Origin of the sequence: Streptomyces sp. NPDC005402, from assembly GCF_040606575.1 — a bacterium.
GTDB lineage: Bacteria > Actinomycetota > Actinomycetes > Streptomycetales > Streptomycetaceae > Streptomyces.
This window is the reverse complement of the sequence record NZ_JBEXFB010000019.1, coordinates 129,775-155,269: the sequence shown is the minus strand read 5'-3', so window position 1 is coordinate 155,269 and position 25,495 is coordinate 129,775. Positions and strand designations below refer to the sequence as shown.

Here is a 25,495-nt window from a genome sequence, read left to right as displayed (position 1 = left end):
GATGACGCAGGAGATCCACGGCACCGTCGCGAACGGCTTCGAGGCGGTGCGCGAGGAGTTCACCGCCTTCGTGGCGGGCGAACGGCCCGACTACGAGGGGCAGTTGAGTGCATACGTGCACGGCAGGCGGGTCGTCGACCTGTGGGCCGGTGAGGGCGCTGGACCGGACTCCCTCTACGGCGTGTTCTCGTCGACCAAGGGTGCCGCCCATCTGGTGGTCGCCCTCCTGCTCCAGGAGGGCACGCTGGAGCTGGACCGCAAAGTGACCTACTACTGGCCGGAGTTCGGCGCCGAGGGCAAGGGTCAGCTGAGCCTGCGGGATCTGCTGGCGCACCGGGCCGGGGTGGTCGGCCTGGACGCCGGGTTCACCACGCAGGAGCTGACGGACGACCGGGCGGTGGCGGAACGGCTCGCGGACCAGAAGCCGTTCTGGCGCCCCGGCACGGCCTTCGGTTACCACGCGCTGGTGATCGGCGCGCTCAGCGGCGAGATCGTACGGCGGGCGACGGGCCGCACGCTCCAGGAGGTGTACGAGGAGCGGATCCGGGCGCCGTACGGGCTGGACTTCCACCTGGGGCTGCCCGAGGCACTGGAGCCCCGTTACCGCTCCGTGCAGCCGATGGTCCCGACCGCCGAGCAGCAGGCCCTGCTGGACGCGGCGCCGACGGGCCCGCACACCCTGACCGCGATCGCCTTCAACCAGCAGGTACCGGATCCGGGCGACCTGGTGGACTACGCCAACTCCCGTGCCGTACGGGCGAAGGGGCCGGCGTCGGCGGGCGGAGTGGCGGCCGCCCGGGGTTTGGCCGGGATGTACGCGGCGGCGATCAGTGAAGTGGCCGACCGGCCGCCCCTGTTGAAGCCGGACACCATCGCCGAGGTGGGCCAGATCCAGTCCGTCGGCTACGACCTGGTGGCCCGGGCCCACAAGTCCTACGGCCTGGGCTTCCAGGCCACGGCCGACATGTGGTACCCGTTCCTCGGTGCCGGTTCCTTCGGTCACAGCGGCGCCGCCGGCTCCCAGGCCTTCGCCGATCCCCGCAGCGGTCTGGCCTACGGCTACACCCGTCGCCGGATGGCGTTCCCGGGCGGCGCGGCGCCGGAGAACGAGCGGTTCGTGAGGGCCGTGCACGGGGCGGCTCTGGCCGTGTGAGAAGGACGGAGCCCGCACCCCACGTCCAGGGGTGCGGGCTCTGCCTGTACGACCAACGAGCTCCGTCAGGCAAGGGTCACGGAGATGTTCCCGTGGGTCGCCTTCGAGTACGGGCAGACCTGGTGGGCCTTCTCGAGCAGGGCCCTGGCGGTGTCCGTGTCGACGTTCGGGATGCTCGCCGATATCTCGACGATCAGGCCGAAGCCGTCGGAGTTCCTGCCGATGCCGACCTTCGCGGTGACCGTCGAGCCGGAGATGTCGGCCTTCTCCTGGCGGGCGACGACGCCGAGGGCGCCCTGGAAGCAGGCGCTGTAGCCGGCGGCGAAGAGCTGCTCCGGATTGGTGCCGGTGCCGCTGCCGCCCATTTCCTCGGGCGGGTTGACGACCACGTCGAGCCTGCCGTCGTCGGTGGTGACACGGCCGTCGCGACCGTTCTCGGCGGTGGCGACGGCCGTGTACAGGACGTCGGACTGCTGGATTTCCGGCATGCGGTTGTCTTCCTCCTCGGTCCACCGCGACTCGCGCCCACGATCGACAGTGGATTTCGGAAAGAACTTACCGCATGACGGAAAAACCTTGCGGATGTCAGAGCTTGACGATCATCTTTCCGGTGTTGTCGCCACGCAGGACCCCGAGGAACGCCTCCAGGTTGTTCTCGATGCCCTCGACGACCGTCTCGCGGTACTTGAGCTGCCCGGACGCCACCCACGGGCCGACCTCGGCGACGAACTCCGGCTGGAGGTCGTAGTGGTCGCCGACCAGGAAGCCCTCGATGCGGCCGCGGGTCTGGATCAGGCGGGCGAGGTTGCGCGGGCCGGGGGCGGCCTCCGTGTTGTTGTAGACGGAGATCATGCCGCAGACCGCGATCCGGCCGCCCTCGTTGAGGGAACCGATGGCGGCCTCCAGGTGGTCGCCACCGACGTTGTCGAAGTAGACGTCGACACCGTCCGGGGCCGCCTCGCGCAGCTGGTCGCTGACCTTGCCGTTCTTGTAGTTGAAGGCGGCGTCGAAGCCGTACTCCTCGACCAGCAGCTTGACCTTCTCGTCGGAGCCGGCCGAGCCGATGACCCGGGAGGCGCCCTTGAGCTTGGCGATCTGGCCGACCTGGCTGCCGACGGCACCCGCGGCGCCGGAGACGAAGACCGAGTCGCCCTCCTTGAAGGAGGCGGTGCGCAGGAGGCCGGCGTAGGCGGTGAGGCCGGTCATGCCGAGGACGCCGAGGTACGTCGACAGGGGGGCCGCGTCGGCGTCCACCTTGACGGCGTGCTTCGCGTCCATGACCGCGTGCTCGCGCCAGCCGAAGAAGTGCAGGACGTGATCACCCACGGCGATGCCCTCGGCCTTGGACTCCACGACCTCGCCGACCGCGCCGCCCTGCATGACCTTGCCGAGCTCGAAGGGGGCGGTGTACGACTTCGCGGCGCTCATGCGGCCGCGCATGTACGGGTCGACGGAGAGGTACTTGTTGCGGACCAGCACCTGGCCCTCACCGGGGGTCGGGACCTCGGCTTCGACCAGGGCGAAGTCCTCGGGCTTGGGCCAGCCGACGGGTCGGGAGACGAGGTGCCATTCGCGGTTGATCATGATGCCTGGACCTTTCCATTTGCTTCAGTACCTGAAACAACCATGCCTCTGAATATTTCAGGTTGTCAAGTAAAGGGGTATCCTGGATCCCATGCCCACTCCTCACAAGACCCGGCCCGACCCGCTGACCATGGAAGTCTTGGAGCTCATCGGGGACGTGGTGGCCCGCTTCCACTCGGACTACGAGGACGCGGCCGCGGCGCACGCCCTCACCGGGGCGCAGGCACGGCTGCTGAGTCTGCTGTCCCTGGAGCCGCTGCCCATGCGCAAACTGGCCCAGAAACTGAAGTGCGAGCCGTCGAACGTCACCGGGATAGTGGACCGGCTGGAGTCACGCGGGCTGGTGGAGCGACGGCCCGACCCGGCGGACCGGCGGGTCAAGGTGGCGGCGGTGACGGAGGCGGGGCTTCAGGTGGCGCGGGAGCTGCGGGAGGGGCTGCGGTTCGCCCGGGCGCCGCTCGCGGGGTTGTCGGAAGGGGAGCGGACGTCTCTGCGGGACCTGTTGCGGCGGATGCTGGAGGCGTGACCGGGGACGCCTGCCCGCGCTGCCGGGGTCGCGTCGGCCGACTGCCGGCTAGCGGCCCTTGCGTACCAGGTCGGTGATGCGCTCGCCCTCGCTGATCGTCAGCGGACCGGTTTCCTGCGTCGCGTCACCGATCCCCAGCGCGGCCGCCAGCGTACGGCCGTGCAGGTCGAGGGTGGCCTCGGTCAGGGTGGTGAGATCGGCTACGGCGGCGCGGGCCCGGGCCCACCCGGTCAGCCCGATGCCCGCGGCGACCAGCACGGCGGGCCACCACACCACGGTGAGCAGGAGGTAGGGCACGGCCCAGGTTCCGGTGGCCACCGCGGCGGCGAACGCCGAGTGCGCGGCGGTGAGTTCGGTCCGTGCGGGGTCGGGGACGACCAGCCAGAGCCGGGACCAGCCGTAGGCCAGGTCGAGTCCGTAGCGGTGGTACGCGATCGACTCCACGGCGTGGATCCGGTCACCCATCCAGGTCGGCCTGCCCGGCTCGGCCATGGCCAGCCGGGTGACGCGGTGGGCCGCGGTGTCGATCCGGTCCTGCTGCTCGCGGGTGCGGGTGGCCGGGTTCACGGCTTCGAGCGCCCGGCGTTCCTCGACGAGCCGGTGCCACCGCGCCCGTCGGCGCGCCGTACGCGCCACCGCGATGGGGGTGAAGGGGCGGGGCCACGGTCCCAGCCAGACACGCCGGGTGACCGCGGCCAGCGCCTGCACGACGAAGCCGACACCGGAGGCGGCCGCGAGTACGGCTACGACGAGGAGTGCCTGCGCCCCGCTCGGCAGGTCGGCGACCGTGGACATGCCGTCATCGGCCTGCCGGGTCAGCAGCGCGACGTTCCACGCGTCGGCCTGGCCGAGGGCGAGGGACACCCACACCGCGCCGAGGAAGAACGCACCGGGCAGCACGAGCAGGCTGATCCACCGGTCGGCCAGCGTCTTGGCCAACTGCTGGAAGAAACCGCCCACGTGCGCTACCCCCGCTCCATGGGCCGGCCCATGACCGCGCAGCGCGGGATCGCACCCGCCGGTGGCGGCACCGCCGTCCGGTCACAGGCGCCGTCCGGGCAGCGGAACCTCTCCTGCCGGGCGGTGCCCGACCCGGCTCCCGGCAGTCCCGTGGCGAGCGTGCGCAGCGTGGTCTCACGGTCGGTGTTCAGCAACTGGCCCAGCAGAGCGAGCACCGGGCGCCGGGCCCGTGCCTCGGTCACGATCCGTTCCAGCAGTTCCTGACGTGCCGCGGAGTGCAGCCTGGTCTCGCCGATCAGCGCGTCGAACTCCTTGCACAGCGTGGTCAGGGCCGATCGTTCGGCGTCCAACAGGGCTCCCCCTTCCGTCAGTCGGCCGATAGTCTCATGGGCGATGTCCTCCGACCACCGGCTCGATCCGGAGCAGCTGAATCAACAGGCGGTCGACCTTCTGGACGCGGCCACCCGAGCCGGTGACACGGCCCTGCTGGTCCGCTGCGTCTCGTTGTTCCGGAGCGTCCTCGCCCTGACACCGCCGTACCATCCCCACCGTGCCACCCGTCTGTACAACCTCGCCGAGACCCACCGGGCGCTGTACGCGCTGACGGGACGGGAGGACGACGCCGACCAGTCGATCGGCATCGGGCGGCAGGCCGTGGCCGACCTCCAGGTCGGCAACCCGAACTCCGCGCTGATCCTGGGCAACCTCAGCGCCACCCATCTCCTCCGGTACCAGCGGGTCGGGCACCCGAACGACCTGGACGGGGTCATCGAGTTCGGGGAACGGGCCGTCGTCGCGACCGGCGCCGACCTGAACAAGGCGTTCCACCTGGCCACTCTGGCCACGGGCCATCTGCTGCGGTTCCAGAGGACCGGGCACCTCCCGAACCTGGACCGCGCCATCGACTCCGACGAGCGCGCGCTGGCCGCCGCCCCCGCCGACTCCCCGCACCGGCAGACCATCCTGACCGACCTCGCCTCGGGCTACCTGCTGCGCTTCGAGAGGACCAGGCATTTCGCGGACCTGGACCGCGCCATGGACACCGGCGAGCGCGCGCTGGCCGTCAGCCCCGCCGACTCCCCCAACCGGGCGACGACCCTGACCAACCTCGCCACGGGGCACCTGCGGCGCTTCGAGGGAAGCGGACACCTCGCGGACCTGGACCGCGCGATCGACACCGGCGAGCGCGCGCTGGCCGTCAGCCCCGCCGGCTCCCCGCACCGGCCGACCGTCCTGACCAACCTCGGCACCGCCTACTGGGCACGGTTCGGACGGGCGGGCCGCCGGGCGGACCTGGACCGCGCCATCGGGTTCGGGGAACAGGCCGCCGCCGACACGGGCAGCCCGTATCGGCTGACCACCCTGTCCAACCTCGCCGTCGCCTATCACGCCCGCTTCGAGCGGACCGGGAGCCTGGCGGACCTGGACCGGGCCATCGGCCACCACGAACACGCGGTGGCCGCCGCCCCGGACGACGCGCCCGGCGGCGCCACCTACCTGTCCAACCTCGGCATGGCGTACCACGCGCGGTTCGAGCGGCTCGGCGAGGTGGCCGACCTGGACCGGGCCATCGGCCACCTCGGCCGGGCCGTCGCCACGGCGCCCCGGGGACACCACCAGTTCGCGACGTTCCTGTCCAACCTGGGTGTCGTGTACCACGCGCGGTTCGAACGGCTGGGCGAGGTGGGGGATCTGGACCGTGTCGTCGCGTACTACGAACAGGCCGTCACCGCCACGCCCACCGACCACCCGGACCGCGCGACCCTCCTGTCCAACCTCGGTGCCGCGTACGACGCGCGATTCGACCGGAACGGAAACCCCGTCGACATGCACCGGGCCGTCGAGAGCCTGCAGAGATCGGTCGCCGCCGTACCCGTCGATCACCCGTTCCGCGCGACCGCCCTGAACAACCTCGGGGCGGCCCTGCGGGGGCGGTTCGAACGGCTGGGGGACGTGGCCGATCTGGACCAGGCCGTCGCGCATCACGAACAGGCCGTGGCCACCACGCCCACCGACCACCCGGATGTCGCGTACCGCCTGTCGAACCTCGGCCTCGCCCACTGGTCCAGGTTCGCCCGCACCGGGGAGTCGTCCGACATGGATGCGGCCATCGACGCCGGCCGACGCGCGGTGGCCGCCACACCCGAGGACCATCCGAACCGCGCGATGCACCTGAACAACCTCGGCACCGCCCTCAATCAACGGTTCGGGCACAGCGGCAGCCTCCACGACCTGGACCGGGCCGTCGCGTATTACGAACAGGCCGTGGCCGCCACGCCGAACGACCACCCCGGCCGGGCCACCTGGCTGTCCAACCTCGGGGTCGCCTACGGGGCGCGTTCCCAGCGGAGCCGCAAGCGGCCCGACTTCGACAACGCCGTCGACCTCGCGCTCCGGGCGCTCGCGGCCACCCCTGCCGACCATCCCGACCGGCTGCTGCGCCTGTACAACCTCGTGCGGGCCCATCAGATGCGGTACGAACACGCCGGCGATCCGGCCGACCTCGACCGCGCGGTCGACCTCGCGCGGGAGGCGGCCGCCGCAGTCCCGGTCGGCCATCCGGGCCGCGCGCAGCATCTGTTCAACCTCGGCAACGCCCACCGGCTGCGGTTCCAGCGGACCGGCGAACCGTCCGACCTCGACCGCGCCGTCGAGGCCGCGGAACAGGCGGTCGCGATCACCCCCGGCGACCATCCCGACCGGGCCGCGCGCATCTACTTCCTCGGGGCCTGTTACAGAAGGCGGTGGGACACCGACGGCGCCCTCGACCGGTCACGGATCGCCCGGCTCGCGCAGGAGGCGCTCGCGGCCACGACGTCGCCCCCGCTCGACCGACTCCGCGCCTGCTGGGCGGTGGGCCGGCTCGCCTACGTACTGGACGAACCGCACACCGCCCGGCTGCTGTTCGACACGGCGGTGGAGTTGCTGCCGTCGGTCGCGGCGCGGGAGACCTCGTCGGCGGACCACGAATACCGCCTCGGCGCGAACCGTGGACTGGTCGGCGAGACGATCGCCGCGCACTGTGCCCTCGACGACCCGGGCGGCGCGGTCCAGGCCGGTGAGCTGGGCCGGTCGGTCCTGCTGACCTCGCGGCTGGCGCTGCGGACACCCCTCGCCGACCTGGAGGCCGGGCATCCCGCCCTGGCCCGCCGTCTGAGCCGCGTCCGTACTGCCCTCAACGCGCCGGACCCCCCGGCCATGGCCACGCCCGACGGCCAGGACCTCGATCACGTCGACCGGCGCAAAAAGCTGTGGGCCGAGCACGACGCCGTGCTGACGGAGATCCGCAGCCTGCCGGGCCTGGACCGGTTCCTGCTCCCGCCGACGTGGAGCGAGCTGCGGCCGACCGCCACCGGCGGGGCGGTCGTGCTGCTCAACGCCGGACTGCAGCGGTGCGACGGCATCGTCGTCACCGCCGACGGGCCCCCGCTGCTGGTACCGCTGCCCGACCTGCGGCTGACCGAAGTCGAGGCATGGGCCGCCGAGTTGACGGAAGCGACACACGACGCCGGGTCGTTCACCGGCGAGCTGCGCCGGCAACGGGTGCTGACGGAGCTGCTCGGCCGACTGTGGGACACGGCGGTCGAGCCGGTCCTCGACGCGGTCGAACACCGGCTCCGGCCGGACGACGGAGCACTCCCCCGCGTGTGGTGGATGCCGACCGGACCGCTCGGGCTGCTGCCGCTGCACGCGGCCGGACACCCCGGCCGGGCCGGGGCGCTCGACCGGGTGGTCTCGTCGTACACGCCCACTCTGCGGACCCTGGCCCGTGCCCACCGACGTCCGGCTGCGACGGCCCTGCGCCGGCTCACCGTCGCCCTCGACCGGACCCCGGGGCTGCCGGACCTGCCGGCCACCGCCGCCGAGGCGGCGAGCCTGCACGCGGCCCATCCCGACATGCCGTTGCTCACCAACGAGCGGGCCACCGCCGCCCGGGTGACCGGCGCGCTCCCCGAGGCGAGCTGGGCGCACTTCGCCTGTCACGCCGGCACCGACCCCGACACTCCGTCCGAGGGCGGGCTTCATCTGCACGACGGCGTGCTGTCCATCGCGGTGATCGGCCGCCGCGACCTCCACGAGGCCGAGCTGGCCTACCTGTCCGCGTGCTCCACCGGACACGTCGGCCGACGGCACGCGGACGAGTCCATCCACCTTGCCTCCGCGTTCCAGCTGGCCGGGTTCCGGCACGTCGTCGCGAGTCTCTGGCCGCTGGACGACCGCGTCGCGGCCGGCGCGGCCGAGCGCTTCTACCGGCTGATGCCGGACACTCCGTCCGCCGATGACGCGGCGACCGTCCTCCATCGCGTCATCCAGGACCTGCGCGACGAGCATCCCGGCCGACCGCACCTGTGGGCGACGCTGATCCACAGCGGGCCCTAGCGGAGTCCTCCCCCGGGCACGCCCGAGCGACGGCCATCCCGACTTCACACAAGCGAAGCCCTACGTGCACCACCACAGAAAGCGGTCGCACTCCGTCGGGGACGGGTCCGGGCTCGGGGCCGCGCTGGTGGGGGTGACGGTGGGGGCCGAGCCGCCGCTCGTGGACGTGGGCGTGGCGGCGGGGGTCGACGCGCCAGGAGGCCTGGTGGTCGCCGACTGGGCTTCGGGGCTCTTGCTCGCGTCGGCGTCCCCGCTCTTGGACGCGGACGGCGACGGGGACTCGGAGGTCGACGGGGAAGGCGAGCCCGAGGGAACGGTGGCGCCGGAGCCGGCGTCCGTCGACGCCGACGCGCTCGCCTCCGGGGAGGCGCCGCCCTCCGCCGACTCCCCGCCCGCCGCGGCCGGCTTGGGAGAGGATCCCGGGGCGTCCATGCCCAGCTCCGCGAGGCTCAGACCACCGGCCGCGAGCACGAAGCCGGCGGCGATCAGCAGGGTCCGGCGGCGGCGTCGGCGGTGCGCTGCGGCTTTGCGATCGCGACGACTGGCTCCGCCTACGGGGTCGTCGGGGTCGTCGGGGTCGCCCTCGCCGCCGTCGTCGTACTCGCCGCCGGGCGCGTCCTCGGGTTCCCCGGCGCCGTCCGCGTCCTCGGCGCTCCGGCCACCACGGCCGCGTGCGCGCCGCCGTGACGCTCGGCCACCGGTCGGTTCCACGGCCTCCTCGGCGGGGCTGCTGCCCACAGCGGCGCCGGTCTCGGCCTCCGGGCCGGCGCCTAGAGGATCACCCGCGCACGGGGCGCCCTCATGGCCGTCTCCGCCGTACGCCATGTCACCCTGCCCGGCCGTGCCGCACGCCCCGTGGAGGTCGCCCCCGCCGTGCGTGCCGTACGGGGCGGAACCGGGGGCCTCTCCCGCGTACGGTGTCACCTCATGGCCCGCGAGCGAACCTCCGGCCCCGGCGCCGTACTGCCCCTCGGCCCCGTAAGCCCCGTAGGCCGCGTACGCCGGGGGCTCCTGCGGCTGGGCCTGGGCCGGTACGCGGGGGGTGTACGCGCGTAGCTCTTCGATGGAGGTGCCGCACCCCGGGCAGGCGAGGGCGCCATTGAGGTGCCGTCGGCACGGGTCGCAGTAGTCCATGACGCGGGAAGACTAAGTTCCTCTCACCTGGCTTTCATAGTCACGCCTGTGAAGGTTGTGTGCGGAACTACCCGTTCCGGCACGGCGAGTTGAGGGGTCCGCCAGGGACCGTTCGGGCATCCCTCCCGATCTCGCCGAAACCGACGTCGAAAGCCGTGTCGAAAGCAGTGTCGAAACCGTTATGCGTTCGACCCATTGACACTCCCCTCACCCCCTCCTTACTGTCACGTCAGCATTTCGAACGTGTGACGAAATTTCGAACAGACGTCACTGACCGACGAAGCAACGAGGGGCAATCGCCGTGCGCATCACCGGAATCAGCACACACGTGGTCGGGACGCCGTGGCGCAACCTGACCTACGTCCAGGTGCACACCGACGAAGGCATCACCGGAGTCGGCGAGACCCGGATGCTGGGACACACCGACGCGCTGATCGGCTACCTGCGGGAGGCCGAGACCAATCACATTCTCGGCTCCGACCCGTTCGCTGTCGAGGACCTCGTCAAGAGGATGAAGTACGGCGACTACGGTCGGGCCGGCGAGATCGTCATGTCCGGCATCGCCGTCATCGAGATGGCCTGCTGGGACATCAAGGGCAAGGCCCTCGGCGTGCCGGTCTGGCAGCTCCTGGGCGGCAAGGTCACCGACAAGGTCAAGGCCTACGCCAACGGCTGGTACACCACGGAGCGCACGCCCGAGGCGTACCACAAGGCCGCCCGCGGGGTCATGGAGCGCGGGTACAAGGCGCTCAAGATCGACCCGTTCGGTACCGGCCACTTCGAGCTGGACCACGAGCAGAGCCTGTACGCCGTCTCGCTCATCGAGGCCGTCCGCGACGCCATCGGCCCGGACGCCGAGCTGATGCTGGAGATGCACGGCCGGTTCTCGCCGTCGACCGCCGTCCGGCTGGCCAAGGACCTCGCGCCCTTCAAGCCCGCGTGGCTGGAGGAGCCGGTGCCGCCGGAGAACCTGAAGGCGCTGGAGAAGGTCGCCGCCAAGGTCGACATCCCGGTCGCCACCGGTGAACGGATCCACGACCGCATCGAGTTCCGCGAGCTCTTCGAGAGCCAGGCCGTGGACATCATCCAGCCCGACGTCGGCCACATCGGCGGCATCTGGGAGACCCGGAAGCTGGCCGCCACCGCCGAGACCCACTACATGCTGGTCGCCCCGCACAACGTGGGCGGGCCGGTGCTGACCGCCGCCTCGCTGCAGGTCGGCTTCACCTCTCCCAACTTCAAGATCCTCGAGCACTTCAACGACTTCGCCGACGCGGACATCAAGAAGGTCGTCAAGGGCGCCCCGCAGGTCGTGGACGGCTACTTCCACCTCTCCGACGCGCCCGGGCTCGGTGTCGAGCTGGACGTGGACGCCGCCGCGGAGTTCCCGCAGCAGCAGGCCCGGTTCGACCTGTGGGCCGAGGGCTGGGAGCAGCGCAAGCCCAAGGGAACCAAGTGAGTTCGCAGGTCGTCATCGAGGGGCCCGGCGAGCACCGGCTCGACGATCACGCCCCTCGTGAGCCCGCGGCCGGCGAGGCGCTGGTGCGCGTCCACGCGGTCGGCATCTGCGGCAGCGACCGCGAGGTGTACCAGGGCAACCGACCCGAGGGATACGTCCGATATCCCCTCACTCCGGGCCATGAATGGTCCGGGACGGTCGAGGCGGTCGGTGCGGGTGTGCCTTCAACTCTTGTCGGCCGCAAGGTCGTCGGTGAGGGCTTCCGCAACTGCCAGGTCTGTGACCGCTGCCACGCGGGCGAGACGACCTTGTGCACGGCCGGGTACGAGGAGACCGGGTTCACCCAGCCGGGTGCGATGGCCACCACGCTCACCCTGCCCGCACGCCTGCTCCACATCCTGCCGGACGACGCCGACCTGACGGCGGCGGCCCTGCTGGAGCCGGCCGCGTGCATCGCGGCCGCCGCGCTCAAGGCGAACGCCCTGCCGGGCGAGCGCGTGGCCGTGGTGGGGACCGGAACGCTCGGCATGTTCGCCGTTCAGTTCCTGAAGGCGGGCTCGCCCGCCGAGCTGCTGGTGGTAGGGACCCGCCCCGACCGGGCGGAGCTTTCGAAAGCTTTCGGTGCCACCGACTTCCGTACCAGGGCCCAGGAGCTCCCCGACGACTTCGACGTCGTCATCGAGACCGCCGGGTCCGCGTCCGCCGCGACCACCGCCGCCTCCCTGCTCAGGCGCGGCGGACGGCTGGTCCTGACGGGCATCCCGGCGCCGGGCGCCGAGGGTCTCGACCCGACGGACCTGGTCGTACGGCAGCTGGAGGTGCACACCGTCTTCGGGGCCCCGCCGGACGCCTGGGCGCACACGGTGCGGGTCTTCGGGGCCGGCCTGCTCGATCCGCTGCCGCTGGTGACGCACGAGCTGCCGCTCGACGGCTTCCCGGAGGCGATCGAACTGGTCGGGTCCGGTGATCCGAAGGTCGGGAAGGTGCTGCTCCGCCCCTAGACGTACGCCGGTACGGGGTGACCTGACCACCCCGTACCGGCGTACACCCAAGCCCCGCACGACTTGAGCCGCGAACCTCGTCCGACATATCGAACACAAAGGACAGCTTGTGACGACCGACGCTTCCGCCACGGCGGCCCGCCGCCCCGGTGAGCAGGCGCTCACCGCGCTCGGCCTGGGCGCGCCCGCCCTCGACCCCGCCGACGCCTCACCGCACACGTTCCCCGGCGGCGGCCGCTGGCGCACCGAGATCCCCTCGTGCGAGGGGCCGGAGGCGCTGGCCGTCGTCCTGAAGGAAGCCTCGCGGCTCGACGTGCCGATCCACCGGATCAGCCAGGGCAGCGGTGTGTGGATGCTGACCGACGCCGAGATCACCGAGATGGTCGAGGCGACGGGCGAGCGGGACATCGAGCTCTGTCTGTTCACCGGCCCGCGCGGCACCTGGGACATCGGCGGCTCGACGCGCACCGACTCGCGCGGCGCGGGCCTGCGGGCCCGGGGCCACGACGCGGTCGCCGGTTGCGTCGAGGACGCCGTCCGCGCAACCGAGTTGGGCGTCCAGTGCCTCCTCGTCGCCGACGAGGGCGTGCTGTGGACGCTGCACCGGGCGCGTGCCGCCGGGATCATCCCGGCCGAGACCACCCTGAAGCTGAGCGCGCTCATCGGTCCGGTCAACCCGGCCGCGTACGCGGTCTACGAGAACCTGGGCGCCGACTCCATCAACGTGCCCAGCGATCTGACGCTCGACCATCTCACCGAGATCCGGCGAGTGTCGGCCGCTCCGATGGACATGTACATCGAGGCGCCCGACGACCTCGGCGGTTATGTACGGATGTACGAGGTCGCCGAACTGATCAGGCGCGGCGCGCCGCTCTACCTGAAGTTCGGCCTGTCCAAGGCCCCGGGGATCTACCCGTACGGGCACCACATGCGCGATCTGACCCTGAACACGGCCCGGGAACGGGTACGCCGGGGCCGGCTCGCCCTGGACCTGCTCGCACGGCACGGAGCGGACGGCGACATGGCGCCGCTCGGCTCGCGACTGCCTGGTGCGCTGAAGCGTTTCGAAACACCCTCATAACGTTTGGGACAGACTCCCTTCACAAAAGCAGACGCAGTCACACACAATCCCACACACCTCTTCCCCTCGGTCCGAGCCCGCACCTCATTGCCAGAGTGTCCTCGCACCACCAGACCGAGCCCGTCCCGACATCAAGGATGATGATCATGCGTACTCGTCGAGCCGCACTCACCGCCATAGCCGGCGCCGCCTCCCTCGCCCTGACCCTCTCCGCCTGCGGCCAGGACAGCAAGGGCGGCAGCGAGGAGTCGACCGGCAGCGCCAAGGGAGGCACCATCGGCATCGCGATGCCGACCAAGTCCTCCGAGCGCTGGATCGCCGACGGCAACAACGTCGTCAAGAACCTCCAGTCCAAGGGCTACAAGACCAAGCTGGTCTACGGCGAGGACGACCCCGACCAGCAGGTCTCGCAGATCGAGAACCTGATTACGCAGGGCGTCAAGGGCCTGATCGTCGCGGCCATCGACAACAAGTCGCTGAACAACGTGCTCCAGCAGGCCAAGGACGCCAAGATCCCGGTCATCGCCTACGACCGTCTGATCCTCGGCACGCCGAACGTCGACTACTACGCGTCGTTCGACAACACCAAGGTCGGTGAGCTGCAGGCCAGCTACATCGTCGACAAGCTGGGTCTGAAGAGCGGCAAGGGCCCCTTCAACATCGAGCTCTTCGCCGGCTCCAACGACGACAACAACACCAAGTACTTCTTCGGCGGCGCGATGAGCGTGCTGCAGCCGTACATCGACAGCAAGAAGCTCGTCGTCAAGTCCGGTCAGACCAAGATCAACCAGGTCACCACCCTGCGCTGGGACGGTGCCACCGCGCAGAAGCGCATGGAGGACATCCTCACCTCCACGTACGGCAGCGGCAAGGTCGACGCGGTCCTGTCGCCGTACGACGGCATCTCCATCGGCATCATCGCCGCGCTGAAGTCGGACGGCTACGGCTCCGCCAGCAAGCCGCTGCCGGTCATCACCGGCCAGGACGCCGAGCTCGCCTCGGTGAAGTCGATCATCGCGGGTCAGCAGACGCAGACCGTCTACAAGGACACCCGCAAGCTCGCCGAGGTCGCCTCGACCATGGTGGACGACGTCCTCAACGGCAAGAAGCCCGAGGTCAACGACACCAAGACGTACGACAACGGTTCCAAGGTCGTCCCCGCCTACCTGCTGCAGCCGGTCAGCGTCGACAAGAGCAACTACACCAAGGAACTGGTCGACACGGGCTACTACAAGGCGAGCGAGCTCAACTAGTCAGCCCCTCACTGTCGGCCCATCCCCCTGATTGAAAGGCACGACCATGGCGGGACCCGTCCTGGAAATGCGCTCGATCGTCAAGACCTTTCCCGGCGTCAAAGCGCTGTCGGACGTCACACTGACCGTCCGTCAGGGCGAGGTCCATGCCATCTGCGGTGAGAACGGCGCCGGGAAGTCCACCTTGATGAAGGTGCTCTCCGGCGTCCATCCGCACGGCACGTACGAGGGCGACATCCTCTTCGAAGGAGAGGTCGTCTCCTTCAAGGACATCCGCGCGAGCGAGCAGCACGGCATCGTGATCATCCACCAGGAGCTGGCCCTGGTGCCGTTCCTGTCGATCGCGGAGAACATCTTCCTCGGCAACGAGCACGCCTCCGGCGGCTTCATCAACTGGAACGAGACGCTCAAGCACGCCACCGAGCTGCTGCGCCGGGTGGGTCTGACCGACCACCCGGAGACCCGGATCACCGACATCGGTGTGGGCAAGCAGCAGCTGGTGGAGATCGCCAAGGCGCTCTCCAAGAAGGTGAAGCTGCTCATCCTCGACGAGCCGACCGCGGCTCTGAACGACGAGGACAGCGGCAAACTCCTGGATCTCATCCTGGAGTTGAAGAAGCAGGGCATCACCTCGATCATCATCTCCCACAAGCTCAACGAGATCCGCCGGGTCGCCGACTCGGTCACGATCATCCGCGACGGGAAGTCGATCGAGACCCTCGACGTGAAGGCCCCGGAGACCACCGAGGACCGGATCATCTCGGGCATGGTCGGCCGCGACCTCGACCACCGCTTCCCCGACCGCACGCCGTACGAGGGCGAGGCGGACGCGGCCCCGGCCCTTGAGATCCGCAACTGGACCGTCCACCACCCGATCGACCAGACGCGCAAGGTCGTCGACGACGTGTCGATCCATGTGCGGCGCGGGGAGATCGTCGGCATCGCGGGTCTGATGGGCGCAGGCCGCACCGAGCTCGCGATGAGCGTGTTCGGGCGCACCTACGGCCGGCACGCGGGCGGCCAGGTCTTCAAGGACGGCGAGGAGATCCGTACGAAGACCGTCGCGGAGGCGGTCGGGCACGGGATCGCGTACGTGACCGAGGACCGCAAGCACTACGGCCTCAACCTCATCGACAACATCAACCGGAACATCTCGCTGACCGCCCTGAACAAGGTCGCCAAGCGCGGTGTGGTCGACGAGCACGAGGAGCGGAAGGTCGCCGAGCGCTTCCGCAAGTCGATGAACATCAAGGCGCCGACCGTCTTCGAGACGGTGGGCAGGCTGTCCGGCGGCAACCAGCAGAAGGTCGTCCTCAGCAAGTGGATCTTCGCGGGTCCCGAGGTGCTGATCCTGGACGAGCCCACGCGCGGTATCGACGTGGGCGCCAAGTACGAGATCTACACGGTCATCGACCAGCTGGCCGCCGAGGGCAAGGCGGTCGTCTTCATCTCCTCCGAGCTGCCGGAGCTGCTCGGGATGTGCGACCGCATCTACACGATGGCCGCCGGGCGGCTCACGGGTGAGGTTCCGCGGGCCGAGGCCACGCAGGAAGTGCTGATGCGCCAGATGACGAAGGACAAAGAGGTAACGCGATGAGCACCGATGTGACGAAGGTTCCGGCCGCGGCGCCGCCGGGCAAGGGCGGGGGGTCGTCCTCCGGCGAGGGCCTGCTCCAGCTGATGCTGAACGGGCTGCGCCGCAACATGCGGCAGTACGGCATGCTGATCGCGCTCGGCCTGATCGTCGCGCTGTTCGCGGTGTGGACCGACGGCGACCTGCTGCTGCCGCGCAACGTCTCCAACCTGGTGCTCCAGAACAGCTACATCCTGATCCTCGCGATCGGCATGATGCTGGTGATCATCGCGGGCCACATCGACCTGTCGGTCGGATCACTGACCGCGTTCGTCGGCGCCTTCGCGGCCGTACTGACGGTCCAGCACGACGTGGCCTGGCCGATCGCACTCGTGCTGACCCTGGTGGTGGGCGCGGTCGCGGGCTCGGTCCAGGGCTATCTGATCGCGTATCTCGGCATACCGTCGTTCATCGTCACCCTGGCGGGCATGCTGCTCTTCCGCGGTCTGACGGAGATCCTGCTGGAGGGCCAGACCCTCGGCCCGTTCCCGAACGGTCTGCAGAAGCTCGGCAACGGCTTCCTGCCCGAGGTCGGCCCGAACACCAACTACCACAACCTCACCCTGCTCCTCGGCTTCGCGCTGCTGGCCTTCGTGATCTACCAGGAGGTCCGCGACCGCAAGCGCCAGCAGGAGTTCGCGCTGGACGTGCTGCCCAGGAACGCCTTCCTGCTCAAGCTCGTCGCGATCGCCGCCGCGGTGCTCGCGGTCACGATGCTGCTCGCCAGCTACCAGGGCGCGCCGATCATCCTGCTCGTCCTCGGTGTGCTGGTGGTCGGCTACGGCTACGTCATGCGCAACGCGGTCTTCGGCCGGCACATCTACGCGATCGGCGGCAACCTGCCGGCCGCGAAGCTGTCCGGCGTCAAGGACAAGAAGGTCACCTTCCTTGTCTTCCTCAACATGGGCGTGCTCGCGGCCCTGGCGGGTCTGGTGGTCGCAGCCCGCCTGAACGCGGCCTCCCCGAAGGCGGGCCTGAACTTCGAACTCGAGGCGATCGCCTCGTCGTTCATCGGTGGCGCGTCCATGAGCGGCGGCGTGGGAACCGTCCTCGGCGCGATCATCGGTGGTCTCGTCCTCGGTGTGCTGAACAACGGCATGAACCTCCTCAGCGTCGGCACCGACTGGCAACAGGTCATCAAGGGTCTCGCCCTGCTGGCCGCGGTCGGGTTCGACGTGTGGAACAAGCGCAAGTCCGGTTCGTAAGTCATCTCGGGCCCCGTCGGAGAAACCGGCGGGGCCCGCTTCCTTCACAGGAGCCGCTAGATGGAACTGAACAGACGAACGGTCATCGCGGGTGCCGCGGCCGCGGGAATCGCCGCGACGACGCTCGGGGGCACCGCTGAGGCGTCCAGCAGCAAGAAGCCGACCAAGAAGCTCTTCGGCACCCTCGCCGACGGCACCAAGGTCTACATCTGGTCGCTGGCCAACGGCGGCACGAGGATGAAGGTCCTCTCCTGGGGCGGCGTCGTGCAGTCCCTGGAGATCCCGGACCGGCACGGTCACTACGCCAACGTCTCGGCGGGCTTCGACAACATCGAGGACTACGTCGCCAAGACCCCGTACTTCGGTGCGCTGATCGGGCGTTACGGCAACCGCATCGCCAAGGGGCAGTTCACCCTGGACGGCAAGAGCTACCAGCTCTCCGTCAACGACGGGGCCAACAGCCTGCACGGCGGCACCCAGGGCTTCGACAAGCGGGTGTGGGACGTCGAGCCGTTCACCAAGGGCTCGGACGTCGGCATCCACCTGCACTACACGTCCGTCGACGGCGAGATGGGCTACCCGGGCACCCTCAAGGTGAAGGTGACGTACACCCTCACCCGGCACGGCGAGTGGCGGATCGACTACGAGGCCACCACCGACAAGGCCACCGTGGTCAACCTGACCAACCACGTGTACTGGAACCTCGGCGGCGAGGGCACCGGCACCATCGAGGACCACGAGCTGCGGATCGCCGCCTCCCGCTACACGCCCACCGACTCGGGTCTGATACCCACCGGTGAGCTGGCGAAGGTCGCGGGCACCCCCTTCGACTTCCGCAAGGGCAAGCAGATCGGCCGGGACATCCGGGCCGGCCACCAGCAGCAGGTCCTCGCCAAGGGCTACGACCACAACTGGGTCCTGGACAAGGGCATCACCGCCAAGCCCGAGCACGTGGCGACCCTGCGCGACCCGTCGTCGGGCCGCACGCTGAAGATCTCCACCGTCGAGCCGGGGCTCCAGTTCTACTCGGGCAACTTCCTCGACGGCACCCTCACCGGGACCGGCGGTCACACCTACCGCCAGGGCGACGCCCTGTGCCTGGAGACGCAGCACTTCCCGGACTCCCCGAACCACCCGTCGTTCCCCTCGACGGTGCTGCGTCCGGGCCAGACATACCGGACCACGACGATCCACTCGTTCGGTGCCTGACCTGGTCTGATGCGGGGTTCGGGCCCGGGGTTCCCGAACTCACACTTCTTTCACACCCGTTGAACAGCGCCACGCAGGAATCCGTATGTAAGGGCGGCCCGTGCTCCCCCGCGCGGGCCACCCCATGACGACGGACCCGGTCGTCCCCGCCGGGTCCGCCCCATACGGAGGTTCGATGGCCGACAACGTCACCTCGTTGTTCCGCAGCACGGCTGCGCACAGCCCGTCCATGGCGGCGCTGGCGCGCGAAGGCGGAGACGGGACGGGGCCGGTGGACTTCTGTATCCCCTGCAATCCCTACTTTCCCACCCCGGCGATGATGGACACCATGGCCGCGCGGCTGAAGGACATCATCACCTACTACCCCAGCAGCGCCGACACGATCACCGCCGAGCTGTGCAACCTGCTCCAACTGCCGCCGCAGGCCGTGGCGATGGGCAACGGCTCGACCGAACTGATCACCTGGATCGACCACCTGCTGGTCCGCGAGTCCCTCGCCGTCCCGGTCCCCACCTTCGGCCGCTGGACCGACCAGCCGATGGAGACCGGCAAGCGGGTCGACATGTTCCCGCTCCAGGAGTCCAGCGGATTCGCCCTGGACCTCGCGCAGTACGCCGAGTTCATACGTACCCGGGGCACGCGGGTCGCGGTCATCTGCAACCCGAACAACCCCGACGGCGGCTTCCTCCACAAGCACGCGCTCGTGCAGTTCATGGACGCCATGGCCGACCTGGACCTCATCGTCATCGACGAGTCGTTCCTGGAGTTCGCGGACGCCGAGCAGGAGCCCTCGGTGGTCCAGGAGGCGATGATCCGGCCGAACGTCATCGTCCTGCGCAGCCTCGGCAAGAACTTCGGCCTGCACGGCATCCGCTTCGGCTACATGGTCGCCAACCCCTCGCTGGCGGGCCGGGTGCGCTCGATGCTGCCGAAGTGGAACCTCAACGCGTTCGCCGAGTACGTGGTGTTCATGCTCAAGGAGCACGGCGCCGAGTACGCGCAGAGCCTCCACCAGGTCCGCCGGGACCGCCTCGACATGGCGAGCCAGCTCGCCGCGCTGCCCGGCCTGACCGTCTACCCCTCCCAGGGGAACTTCCTCTTCGTGCGCCTGCCGGTGGGCGCCGAAGGCACCGTGGTCCGGGACCGGATGCTCACCGAGCACCGGATCCTCGTCCGCGAGTGCGGCAACAAGATCGGATCTTCGAGCCGCTTCCTGCGACTCGTGGTGCGCCCCCAGGTGGACGTGCGTCGCCTGGTGTCCGGCCTGGAACAGGTGCTCTACGGGACCAGGAGGGGAGCCGCCGTGCCCGAGCTCGCTCAAGGGACCAGCTACAGCTCGGGTACGGCGGCAGTGGACCGGCTCGTCGGCCAGACCAACGGGGCGGGCATGCAGGACCTGGCGGCGATGGCCGTCGGCGGTGGCGGGATGGGCGGCGGGATGGGCGGTGGCGTCGGCATGCCGATGCCGATCGCCCAGCCGGCGGCGGTGGCCGCGGCGGCGCCCATGCAGGTGGCGGCTTCGATGGGGTCGGCCGCTCCCATGGGCCCGACTGCCTCCATGGGGGCGGGGATGCCGATGCCGGCCCAGATGCCGGCTCCGGACCCGATGCCGGCCCCCGCTCCCATGCCGGCCCCTGTGCCCGTGCCCGCCGCCCCGCCCACTCCGGCGCCCTTCACGCCGCCCTACGGGCCGACTCCACCGGGGGTGCCGGCCCGAGGGGGGCTCACCGCCGCGCAGGTGCGCGGGATGACCGCGCCGGCGCCGGGGGCTCCGCAGGAGCTGTCCCAGGCGCCCGCCACCGGCTGGCCCAACGCGCAGAGCTGGCCGAACGCTGCGGGGATGGGCCAAGCCGGCTGAGTGGCGCAGGCGGGATCAGTAGGCGACGGGCCACCCACTGCTCCAGTTCAGAAGGTTGATGCCGAGCTTGGGTGTGCCGTTGTCGTTGCCGTCGTAGTAGTGGTAGACGATCAGGTCGCCGTCGGAGTCGTTCATGATCGACTGGCCGCCGGGGCCGATGTACCGGCCGTGCGACTCCAGGACCGACGTGCCGCCGTTGTTCATCATCGAGACGCCGTTCTTGTCGACGTACGGCCCGGTGACGCTGGTGGCGCGGCCGACCTTGACCTTGTAGGTCGAACTGGTGCCGGCGCAGCAGGTGTCGTAGGACGCGAAGAGGTAGTAGTAGCCGTTCCGCTTGACGATGTACGGCGCCTCGACGGCCTTGGTCCCGGTGGGGCGGGAGGCGATGGAGTAGCGGGTCGTGTTGGTGGAGAGCTGCTTGCCGGTGGCCGGGTTGATCTGGATCATCTTCAGGCCGGTCCACCAACTGCCGAACGACAGCCACCACTTGCCGTCGCCGTCGACGAACAGGTTCGGGTCGATGGCGTTGTAGTCGCTGGAGGTGGTCGAGGTGTACACGGTCCCCTGGTCGCTCCAGGACCCCGGCAGACCGGTGCTCGAAGTGGCCACGCCTATCGCCGACTTGTTGGAGCCGAACGTCGAGACGGCGTAGTACAACAGGTACTTGCCGCCCTGGTAGGAGATGTCGGGCGCCCAGGCCTCGGTGGCGTACGACGACCACCAGCTCGGCTTGGTCGAGAAGGCGTCACTGCCTGCCGTGAACGCGGTCCGGTCGGTGGAGGTGCGGTAGCCGAGACCGCCGCCGGTGCCGTACAGCAGGTACCGTCCCGCCGACGTACGGATCATCGTCGGGTCGTGGATGGTGGTGGCACCGGTGACGGTCCCGGGGTTGGGGTAGGCGGAGGCCGTGCCCGGGATCAGGGCCAGCAGGAAGGCGACGGGAACTGCCAGAAGTGAGGTGCGGCGCACGCTGACGCTCCTTTGAGGAGTGGGGGGACGCGAGTGGGGGGATGTTCGGTATGTCGATCACCGATCAGAGCTTCGGACGGGACCGTAGAATCGAACCTCTTGCGCGTCAATGGTCCGCGCAGCAACAGCTGTTGGTGAACCGGAACTCAAAGGGTGTTCCATGACAGCCGTGCACGTGACCGTATGGGACGACCGCGTCGGGGCCCGCGAGGGTGCCCCGGCCCTCTTCGTCCACAGCCTCCTCACCTGGGGCAGTGACTCCACGTACGGCTTCGCCGGGCAGCGGCCCCTCGCCGCCGGCCGACGACTGCTGCTGATGGACCGCCGGGGTTACGGCGACAGCCCAGACACCGCGCGCAGCGACTTCGAGGTCGATGCCGGGGACGTCATGGACGTACTGGGCGGTGGCGCGCACCTGGTGGGGCACGGGAACGGCGCCGTCGCCGCGCTGCTCGCCACCGCGCGCAGGCCCGATCTCGTCCGTTCCCTCGCGCTCATCCAGCCCTCCGCGTTCACCGCGGCCGCGGACCGTCCGGTGGTCGCCGAGCTCCTTGACCGGGTGCGTGGCAGCACGCCCGTCGTCCCGGACCATGTGACGCCGGAGCGGTTTCTGCGGGCCTCCACGGAGGGCATCGGACTGCGGATGCCCGACCCCACGCCGCGCCGGCTGCGGGCCGCTGCCACGTCGATGCGGGAGCGGCCGATCTGGGAGGCCGAGATTCCGTTGCCGGCCGTCCGGGCCGCCGCCGTGCCGGTTCTGGTGATCTGCGGGACCTGGGAGGACGCGCCGACGGCGTACCGCGAGCACGTGGGTCTCCCGCTGATGGCCGTCGCGGAGTCCCTCACGGACTCCCTCGGGGCGCGCCTCGTGCGGGTGCCCGGGTACTACCCGAGGCCCTGCGGGAGTTCTGGGACTCCCGGGCCTGAGTGTCGTAGGACTCAGCCGACCTGCTCGAAGACCATCGACCACCAGCTGTCCGGCTGGGCGAAGGCGTACGGGTCGCGGGCCTTGAGATACTCGACGAGCTTGTCGGTGTACGGGGCGCGGTCCTGGGGGGCGGCCCCCTGCAGGTGCTTGGCGCGCAGTGCGAACCGGTACAGGAACTCGACGAGGTCGGCGAGGGTGCGGTTCACGATCTCGGCGCGTGGCTCGGCGTCGAAGGACATGAGGATGACGTAGCCGCGGTCCATGTCGAGGCAGTACCGCATCGCCGGGTCGTCGGTGGGGCCGCCCAGGACGAGGATGTGGGTCTCCTCGCCGCCCGCGGCGACCGGCACCACGGTGAAGGGGTCGGGGCCCTCCTCGGCGGTGTCGAGGGTGAACAGCACGTCGACGAAGACGGGTACACCGACCTCGCACAGCACCTCGGCGTCGGCCTCGGACAGTCCGCGCTCCTCGGCGACGGCACGGTCCAGCGTGACCACGCGGTCCGCGCCGAACAGTTCCGTCATCTCGTCATGGGTGGCCATGCGTCCTCTTCTTCCCTTTCATCCCGCTTCAGCCGCTGAGGCCGGCTCGTCGCAGCAGTTTCAACCAGTCGTCGTACTCGACCAGCTCGTCGTCGATCAGGGCGAGCCGCTGGTACTCGGCGGGGTCGACCAGCCGCTCCAGGAAGAACGCCTCCACGCTGGGCGCCAAGTGGTCGAAGCGCTCCGCGTCGGGCCAGTCGGGGCCTTCTTCCAGAGCTCCGAGGACGTCGCCGCCCGCGCGGTCGAGGTAGACCGGGGCTTCCTGGATCATCCCGACACAGTAGAGCTTCTCGGGGGACAGCGGCAGCGGGGAATCGACCACCGGCTCGCAGTAGAACTGGTGCTCCTCGGCCTCCCGCAGGCTGAAGAGCTGCACGGACGGCCCGCAGCCCACACCGTTCAGCACCCGGCAGAAGTCCAGGAACTTCCGCGGCACCCCGTCGGCCTCCGCAGCAGCCGCCGTCTCTTCGTCGATCGTCCCGCCGAGCGTGAACGACAGCACGTCCGGGCTCTCCGCCAGTGCCGTCCGCAGGGCGTCCACCGTCGCGATGAGACGGGACGACGCCGGGCTCGCGCTAGTCATCTGGCCACCACTTGATGTCGATGTTGATGGGATTGCCGTCCGGAAGATCCTTGATCTGCGGGCGTATCTGCTGGGTGCCGATGTCGTAGTTCGTCGTCCGGTCGAGCATGCGCAGGTTACGCCACGCGTCCGGACCACCGGTCTGGAGCTCGTTGACGTGGTCGGGTTGCATTTTACGGGCGGCCACCGCGGCCTCTTCGGCGAAGTCCGGGTCGTCCTTGTGGTTCCTGCGGATCAGTGCTTCCAGCGCGCCCTTGTAGTCCGCGGTGATCTTCTTGTCGCGGTAGTCCTCGGTCTTGCCCTTGAACTTGAAGAGCTTGCCCTCCTCGCCGAGCCGCTGCAGGGCCCGCGCCTTCCGCTCGAAGGCCTGCTTGGGCATGCCGGGCTTCCACTCCAGGGTGACGGTGTGCGGGTCCCTGGTCGTGTCCGGCCGGTCCTTGCCGATGCCGCCGCCGTCACGGACGGTGTCCTGGTCGCGGGAGCGCTTGACGATGCTCTGCAGCATCGTCTCGATCTTCTTGTCGTTGCGCGCGTGGTTGTCGCCCATGGCGCGCACGCCCTTGGACACGTCCTGGAGGTGCTTGTGGAGCTGGTCCTCGGCCTCCTCGATGGCCTTGAGGATCTTCTCGGCCCCGGTCTCGACGGCCGCCGCCAGGGCGCCCTTGCCCCGGGTCCGGTCCAGCCCGGCACGGCTGCGGCGCAGGTGGGGGCGGGCACCGGACTCGTGCTCGTCGGCCTGGGAGGTGATCCGGTCGGCGAGCCGGTCGTGGAGGTCCTTGTCGCTGCGTACGGTGTCGCTCACGCGGCGCCTCCCTTGCCGGCGAAGCTCCCCGTGGTGCCGGTGACGGCGTCCAGCCCCTCGGAGAAGCCCTCGCTGCCCGCGTGCAGGGTCTTGCCGGGGCTGTAACCGTCCTGCAGGCCCACGGCGTTGGCGCCGAGCTGGAGGACGAGGTCGGTGGCCATGTTGCCGAGCGCGGAGTAGACCGGGCCCATGGCGACGGACATGAGCTCCTCCATGAGGAGTTGCTCGGCCTCCTTCAGCAGCCGCCGCACGATGAGGCGGGTGGCCTGGGTGGCACCGAGCGCGCCGACCTCGGAGAGCCCGAGCGTGAAGGGGGCGGCGGCCTGGGCGGCGATGATCTCGGCGGCCAGGATGCCCAGTTGCACGATGGCGGCGACCTTGGCACCGGCCACGGCGACGGCGGCGCCGTCCAGGGCCATGGCCCCGAGATCGGCCGCTTCCCCGAGCCGTTCCAGGTGTACGTCGCTGACCTTGCCCCAGTGCTGCTGGAAGGCCGCGGTCGCGATGCCCTCGTTCCCCTCCAGGAACTCCTGGACGACGCTCGCCGTGGCGTCCTTGCCCTCCCGCATCCGGGAGGCGAAGGAACGCAGGCCGTCGGCCATGTCCCGGTAGTCGTCCTCGTCGACGTTGGGCCACTCGACGCCGATGAGGTCCAGCACCCAGGCCGCCTCGTCGGGCAGCACGACCCCCATGCTCGTTCCCCCTTTGTCTTGGCAGGACCATTTCAGGTCACGCGTACGACGGCCGAACTTTACTACGGGGGGCGGGATTTGCCGGGGGTGTGGGAGGGAGCGGGGTGGTGGGTTGTGGGGCGGAGGCGGAGGTTCTGCTGGTGGGGGCGGCGGGGTCGAGAGGTAGGGGGAGATGGGTCGGCGTGGGGCGGCTGGGACTCGGCGGTGGGGTCGGGGCGGGGGCGGTCCTCAGCCACGACTGAGGGGGCCGGCCGGGCGGGACCATGGCAGTCGCAGTCCTCAGCGGTGACCGAGGGGGCGCCGGGCTGGAGCCGAGGCGTCGCGGAGCGCAGCTGCGACCGAGGGGCCGCCGCCGAGCGGGAGCCGAGGCAGTCGCAGCCCTCAGCCCTCAGCCCTCAGCCCTCAGCCCTCAGCCACGATCGAAGGAGGCCGCCGAGCGTGAGCCGAGACACTCCCGATCCTCACCCGCGACCGCAAGGACCCGCCGGGCGGGAGCCTAGGCAGCCGCAGTCCTCAGCCACGACCGAGGGAGGCCGCCGA

General features: G+C 70.1%; 21 protein-coding genes and 1 pseudogene. 12 read left to right on the top strand and 10 right to left on the bottom strand.

Annotation, left to right across the window (positions count from 1 at the left end; genetic code table 11):
• Position 1: 1 nt before the first annotated feature.
• Positions 2-1,153 (top strand): serine hydrolase domain-containing protein, encoded by a 1,152-nt coding sequence (locus ABZT02_RS31980; RefSeq protein ID WP_356023665.1) that lies wholly within the window; start codon positions 2-4, stop codon positions 1,151-1,153.
• A 65-nt stretch (positions 1,154-1,218) separates the two neighbouring features.
• Here ABZT02_RS31980 and ABZT02_RS31975 read toward each other — a convergent pair whose 3' ends face one another.
• Positions 1,219-1,641 (bottom strand): organic hydroperoxide resistance protein, encoded by a 423-nt coding sequence (locus tag ABZT02_RS31975; protein WP_356023663.1) that lies wholly within the window; start codon positions 1,639-1,641, stop codon positions 1,219-1,221.
• 97 nt (positions 1,642-1,738) lie between these two features.
• The gene (locus ABZT02_RS31970) at positions 1,739-2,737 is read right to left on the bottom strand and encodes an NADP-dependent oxidoreductase (RefSeq protein ID WP_356023661.1); all 999 of its coding nucleotides are present in this window, start codon (positions 2,735-2,737) and stop codon (positions 1,739-1,741) included.
• A 91-nt stretch (positions 2,738-2,828) separates the two neighbouring features.
• Here ABZT02_RS31970 and ABZT02_RS31965 point away from each other — a divergent pair, with 91 nt between their 5' ends.
• Entirely contained in the window at positions 2,829-3,263 is a 435-nt protein-coding gene (locus ABZT02_RS31965; protein ID WP_356023659.1) for a MarR family transcriptional regulator, read from the top strand.
• A 48-nt stretch (positions 3,264-3,311) separates the two neighbouring features.
• Here the strand turns inward: ABZT02_RS31965 and ABZT02_RS31960 are convergent, their stop codons facing one another.
• Both ABZT02_RS31960 and ABZT02_RS31955 read right to left on the bottom strand, forming a co-directional pair.
• On the bottom strand, positions 3,312-4,223 hold the full coding sequence (locus tag ABZT02_RS31960) for a hypothetical protein (protein ID WP_356023657.1): 912 nt from the start codon (positions 4,221-4,223) through the stop codon (positions 3,312-3,314).
• A gap of 5 nt (positions 4,224-4,228) precedes the next feature.
• Positions 4,229-4,573 carry a hypothetical protein gene (locus ABZT02_RS31955; RefSeq protein WP_356023655.1) on the bottom strand — a complete coding sequence of 115 codons (345 nt, stop codon included), beginning with the start codon at positions 4,571-4,573 and terminating at the stop codon, positions 4,229-4,231.
• Between the two features lie 43 nt (positions 4,574-4,616).
• On the opposite strand from ABZT02_RS31955, the gene ABZT02_RS31950 reads away from it, so the two are divergent.
• Positions 4,617-8,603, top strand: a complete 3,987-nt coding sequence (locus tag ABZT02_RS31950; protein WP_356023653.1) for a CHAT domain-containing tetratricopeptide repeat protein — start codon at positions 4,617-4,619, stop codon at positions 8,601-8,603.
• A gap of 60 nt (positions 8,604-8,663) precedes the next feature.
• On the opposite strand, the gene ABZT02_RS31945 is transcribed toward ABZT02_RS31950, so the two are convergent.
• Positions 8,664-9,737 (bottom strand): hypothetical protein, encoded by a 1,074-nt coding sequence (locus ABZT02_RS31945; protein ID WP_356023651.1) that lies wholly within the window; start codon positions 9,735-9,737, stop codon positions 8,664-8,666.
• Between the two features lie 301 nt (positions 9,738-10,038).
• Between ABZT02_RS31945 and ABZT02_RS31940 the strand changes: the two genes are divergently transcribed.
• The 8 genes from ABZT02_RS31940 (at position 10,039) to ABZT02_RS31905 (ending at position 20,436) form a co-directional block, all read left to right on the top strand.
• The gene (locus tag ABZT02_RS31940) at positions 10,039-11,196 is read left to right on the top strand and encodes a mandelate racemase/muconate lactonizing enzyme family protein (protein ID WP_356023649.1); all 1,158 of its coding nucleotides are present in this window, start codon (positions 10,039-10,041) and stop codon (positions 11,194-11,196) included.
• Positions 11,193-12,197 (top strand): alcohol dehydrogenase catalytic domain-containing protein, encoded by a 1,005-nt coding sequence (locus ABZT02_RS31935; RefSeq protein WP_356023647.1) that lies wholly within the window; start codon positions 11,193-11,195, stop codon positions 12,195-12,197. Before ABZT02_RS31940 ends, ABZT02_RS31935 begins: the two co-directional genes overlap by 4 nt.
• 109 nt (positions 12,198-12,306) lie before the next feature.
• On the top strand, positions 12,307-13,278 hold the full coding sequence (locus ABZT02_RS31930) for a hypothetical protein (RefSeq protein WP_356023645.1): 972 nt from the start codon (positions 12,307-12,309) through the stop codon (positions 13,276-13,278).
• Positions 13,279-13,424: 146 nt separating this feature from the next.
• The gene (chvE, locus tag ABZT02_RS31925) at positions 13,425-14,531 is read left to right on the top strand and encodes a multiple monosaccharide ABC transporter substrate-binding protein (RefSeq protein ID WP_355737416.1); all 1,107 of its coding nucleotides are present in this window, start codon (positions 13,425-13,427) and stop codon (positions 14,529-14,531) included.
• A gap of 46 nt (positions 14,532-14,577) precedes the next feature.
• Positions 14,578-16,128, top strand: coding sequence for a multiple monosaccharide ABC transporter ATP-binding protein (gene mmsA / locus ABZT02_RS31920; protein WP_356023642.1), 1,551 nt, complete (start codon positions 14,578-14,580; stop codon positions 16,126-16,128).
• On the top strand, positions 16,125-17,369 hold the full coding sequence (mmsB, locus tag ABZT02_RS31915) for a multiple monosaccharide ABC transporter permease (protein ID WP_356023640.1): 1,245 nt from the start codon (positions 16,125-16,127) through the stop codon (positions 17,367-17,369). Before mmsA ends, mmsB begins: the two co-directional genes overlap by 4 nt.
• Before the next feature lie 60 nt (positions 17,370-17,429).
• Positions 17,430-18,578 (top strand): aldose epimerase family protein, encoded by a 1,149-nt coding sequence (locus ABZT02_RS31910; protein ID WP_356023638.1) that lies wholly within the window; start codon positions 17,430-17,432, stop codon positions 18,576-18,578.
• Between the two features lie 175 nt (positions 18,579-18,753).
• Positions 18,754-20,436: a histidinol-phosphate transaminase gene (locus tag ABZT02_RS31905; RefSeq protein ID WP_356023636.1), complete on the top strand. Its 1,683-nt coding sequence runs from the start codon at positions 18,754-18,756 to the stop codon at positions 20,434-20,436.
• 15 nt (positions 20,437-20,451) lie between these two features.
• Here ABZT02_RS31905 and ABZT02_RS31900 read toward each other — a convergent pair whose 3' ends face one another.
• Complete coding sequence (locus ABZT02_RS31900) at positions 20,452-21,408, bottom strand: arabinan endo-1,5-alpha-L-arabinosidase (RefSeq protein ID WP_356023634.1); 957 nt, start codon at positions 21,406-21,408, stop codon at positions 20,452-20,454.
• Between the two features lie 109 nt (positions 21,409-21,517).
• On the opposite strand from ABZT02_RS31900, the pseudogene ABZT02_RS31895 reads away from it, so the two are divergent.
• Positions 21,518-21,961 (top strand): annotated as a pseudogene (locus ABZT02_RS31895) (alpha/beta fold hydrolase); the annotation flags it as partial.
• Between the two features lie 386 nt (positions 21,962-22,347).
• Here the strand turns inward: ABZT02_RS31895 and ABZT02_RS31890 are convergent.
• The 4 genes from ABZT02_RS31890 to ABZT02_RS31875 are packed head-to-tail and all read right to left on the bottom strand — an operon-like array spanning position 22,348 to position 24,955.
• Positions 22,348-22,878, bottom strand: a complete 531-nt coding sequence (locus ABZT02_RS31890) for an SUKH-4 family immunity protein (RefSeq protein WP_356023632.1) — start codon at positions 22,876-22,878, stop codon at positions 22,348-22,350.
• A gap of 28 nt (positions 22,879-22,906) precedes the next feature.
• Entirely contained in the window at positions 22,907-23,461 is a 555-nt protein-coding gene (locus ABZT02_RS31885) for a hypothetical protein (RefSeq protein WP_356023630.1), read from the bottom strand.
• Positions 23,454-24,263 (bottom strand): hypothetical protein, encoded by an 810-nt coding sequence (locus tag ABZT02_RS31880; protein WP_356023628.1) that lies wholly within the window; start codon positions 24,261-24,263, stop codon positions 23,454-23,456. The genes ABZT02_RS31885 and ABZT02_RS31880 overlap by 8 nt, the downstream gene beginning before the upstream one ends.
• Positions 24,260-24,955 carry a hypothetical protein gene (locus ABZT02_RS31875; RefSeq protein WP_356023626.1) on the bottom strand — a complete coding sequence of 232 codons (696 nt, stop codon included), beginning with the start codon at positions 24,953-24,955 and terminating at the stop codon, positions 24,260-24,262. The genes ABZT02_RS31880 and ABZT02_RS31875 overlap by 4 nt, the downstream gene beginning before the upstream one ends.
• Between the last annotated feature and the right edge of the window lie 540 nt (positions 24,956-25,495).

What these genes read in the sequence shown, in the direction of transcription:
- ABZT02_RS31950 (WP_356023653.1), top strand. Translation starts at nt 4,617, where the DNA reads ATGTCCTCCGACCACCGGCTCGATCCGGAGCAGCTGAATCAACAGGCG.
- ABZT02_RS31910 (WP_356023638.1), top strand. Translation starts at nt 17,430, where the DNA reads ATGGAACTGAACAGACGAACGGTCATCGCGGGTGCCGCGGCCGCGGGA.
- ABZT02_RS31965 (WP_356023659.1), top strand. Translation starts at nt 2,829, where the DNA reads ATGCCCACTCCTCACAAGACCCGGCCCGACCCGCTGACCATGGAAGTC.
- ABZT02_RS31890 (WP_356023632.1), bottom strand. Translation starts at nt 22,878, where the DNA reads ATGGCCACCCATGACGAGATGACGGAACTGTTCGGCGCGGACCGCGTG.
- chvE (WP_355737416.1), top strand. Translation starts at nt 13,425, where the DNA reads ATGCGTACTCGTCGAGCCGCACTCACCGCCATAGCCGGCGCCGCCTCC.
- mmsA (WP_356023642.1), top strand. Translation starts at nt 14,578, where the DNA reads ATGGCGGGACCCGTCCTGGAAATGCGCTCGATCGTCAAGACCTTTCCC.
- ABZT02_RS31970 (WP_356023661.1), bottom strand. Translation starts at nt 2,737, where the DNA reads ATGATCAACCGCGAATGGCACCTCGTCTCCCGACCCGTCGGCTGGCCC.
- ABZT02_RS31980 (WP_356023665.1), top strand. Translation starts at nt 2, where the DNA reads ATGACGCAGGAGATCCACGGCACCGTCGCGAACGGCTTCGAGGCGGTG.
- ABZT02_RS31875 (WP_356023626.1), bottom strand. Translation starts at nt 24,955, where the DNA reads ATGGGGGTCGTGCTGCCCGACGAGGCGGCCTGGGTGCTGGACCTCATC.
- ABZT02_RS31905 (WP_356023636.1), top strand. Translation starts at nt 18,754, where the DNA reads ATGGCCGACAACGTCACCTCGTTGTTCCGCAGCACGGCTGCGCACAGC.
- ABZT02_RS31885 (WP_356023630.1), bottom strand. Translation starts at nt 23,461, where the DNA reads ATGACTAGCGCGAGCCCGGCGTCGTCCCGTCTCATCGCGACGGTGGAC.
- ABZT02_RS31945 (WP_356023651.1), bottom strand. Translation starts at nt 9,737, where the DNA reads ATGGACTACTGCGACCCGTGCCGACGGCACCTCAATGGCGCCCTCGCC.
- ABZT02_RS31975 (WP_356023663.1), bottom strand. Translation starts at nt 1,641, where the DNA reads ATGCCGGAAATCCAGCAGTCCGACGTCCTGTACACGGCCGTCGCCACC.
- mmsB (WP_356023640.1), top strand. Translation starts at nt 16,125, where the DNA reads ATGAGCACCGATGTGACGAAGGTTCCGGCCGCGGCGCCGCCGGGCAAG.